Annotated in this window: 3 protein-coding genes; all 3 read right to left on the reverse strand. The window is 54.3% G+C overall.

Going from position 1 to position 1959, the window contains the following annotated elements:
• Positions 1-1045 (reverse strand): beta-ketoacyl-ACP synthase II (gene fabF / locus B3P58_RS03870; protein WP_286716162.1); only part of this gene is annotated, 1045 nt, incomplete at its 3' end.
• A gap of 104 nt (positions 1046-1149) precedes the next feature.
• Complete coding sequence (gene acpP, locus B3P58_RS03875; protein ID WP_145468776.1) at positions 1150-1383, reverse strand: acyl carrier protein; 234 nt, start codon at positions 1381-1383, stop codon at positions 1150-1152.
• A gap of 44 nt (positions 1384-1427) precedes the next feature.
• Positions 1428-1959, reverse strand: a 532-nt coding sequence (gene fabG, locus B3P58_RS03880; protein WP_286716163.1) for a 3-oxoacyl-ACP reductase FabG, incomplete at its 5' end; no start/stop codon positions are given.

Consider the following 1959-nt stretch of genomic DNA (forward strand, 5'->3'; position numbering starts at 1 on the left):
CCAGAGCGCCGGCAGCCCCCAGCAAGTGGCCGGTCATGGACTTGGTTGAAGAGACCGCCAGGCGGCTGACATGATCACCAAACAAATCCTTAATCGCCTGTGTCTCGGCAATATCGCCAATCAGCGTCGAGGTGCCGTGGGCGTTGATGTAATCAATATCCTGCGGCTGCAGACCGGCATCGTTAAGCGCATTGGCCATCGCCATGCGTGCGCCCTCGCCATTTTCCGGCGGACTGGTGATGTGATGGGCATCGTCACTCATGCCCAGACCACTGAGTTCGGCATAAATAGTCGCGCCACGGGCCTGAGCATGTTCAAGGGATTCCAGCACCAGTACGGCCGCGCCATCGCCCAGCACAAAACCATCGCGGTCTTTATCCCAGGGCCGACTGGCTTTTTCCGGCTCGTCGTTGCGGGTACTCATGGCGCGGGCCGCGGCAAAACCGGCGACACCAAGGGGCGACGATGCCATCTCGGACCCGCCGGCAATCATCACATCCGCATCGCCGTAAGCGATGGTACGGGCGGCATAACCAATATTATGAGTACCTGTGGTGCAGGCGGTGGTAATAGCAAAGTTAGGGCCGCGGAGTTTGTGGCGGATAGCAATATTGCCGGACGCCATATTAATCACGGCAGCAGGCACAAGAAACGGTGATACCCGGCGCGGGCCACTGCTCTGCAATTGCTGGTAATTCTGTTCAATCGTCGTGATGCCGCCGATGCCTGAGCCAACAGCCACACCGACACGGTCACGGTTTAACGATTCGGGAAAGGCTGCATCAACAATGGCCTGCTCTGCCGCCACCATGGCGTATTGCAGAAAGAGATCCATTTTGCGCGCATCTTTTTCGCTCATCACACTGGTGACGTCGAACTGTTTAACAGCGCCGCCAATCTTCGTGGCGTACCCTTCCGTGCCAAAGTGTTCAATACGGGTGATACCACTTTCTCCGGCGCAGAGTGCGCGCCAGGTATCCGCCACATTCAGACCAAGCGGGTTAACACTGCCCAGTCCCGTAATTACCACACGTCGCTTTGTCATATTCCGTTTTTCATCCCAGTAGTCGCAAACACGGCCGCCAAAAGGTCACATAACAGGCATAAAAAAAGCCGCGTCAGAAGAGGCGGCTTTCGGGCTCGCTGACCTTACAGGTTGGCGATGATGTAGTCGATCGCTTCCTGAACGGTAGTCAGCTTCTCAGCGTCTTCATCAGGAATTTCAGTTTCGAATTCTTCTTCCAGAGCCATAACCAGCTCTACAGTATCCAGAGAATCCGCGCCCAGATCGTCAACAAAAGAGGATGAAGCCTTAACATCTTCTTCTTTAACACCCAGCTGTTCACATACGATTTTCTTTACGCGTTCTTCAATGTTGCTCATGGTTTTTTCCTACCGTTTCAAGTTTCCTGGTGGTCTTAATGACCTCAGCCCATATTCATGCCGCCATTCACATGAATGGTCTGGCCTGTAATGTATTTCGCGTCGTTTCCGGCCAGAAAAGCAACCGCACCAGCGATTTCTTCTACCTGTCCGAAGCGCTTGCCTGGAATGGTGGCTAGGATCGCCTCTTTTTGCGTTTCAGGCAAGATTTCCGTCATATCTGTTTGAATAAATCCCGGCGCGACACAATTCACCGTGATGTTCCGGCTGGCAATTTCCTGCGCCAGAGAGCGGCTGAAACCTTCCAGACCCGCCTTGGCAGCAGCGTAGTTTGCCTGCCCGCCATTACCGGTAGTACCGATAATGGAACTGATATTAATAATGGCGCCGGCCTTCTGCTTCAGCATCGGCTTAACCATGGATTTGCATACGCGGAATACGCCGGTGAGGTTGGTGTTAATCACCTCGCCCCACTCGTCATCCGACATGCGCAGAAACAGGTTGTCGCGCGTGATTCCGGCGTTATTCACCACAACCCGTGGCGTGCCGTAATTCTGCAAAAACTCTTTCAGGGCG

It is taken from the genome of Thalassolituus sp. UBA2009, from assembly GCF_002335285.1.
GTDB lineage: Bacteria > Pseudomonadota > Gammaproteobacteria > Pseudomonadales > Oceanobacteraceae > Venatoribacter > Venatoribacter alkanivorans.

What these genes read in the sequence shown, in the direction of transcription:
- acpP (WP_145468776.1), bottom strand. Translation starts at nt 1,383, where the DNA reads ATGAGCAACATTGAAGAACGCGTAAAGAAAATCGTATGTGAACAGCTG.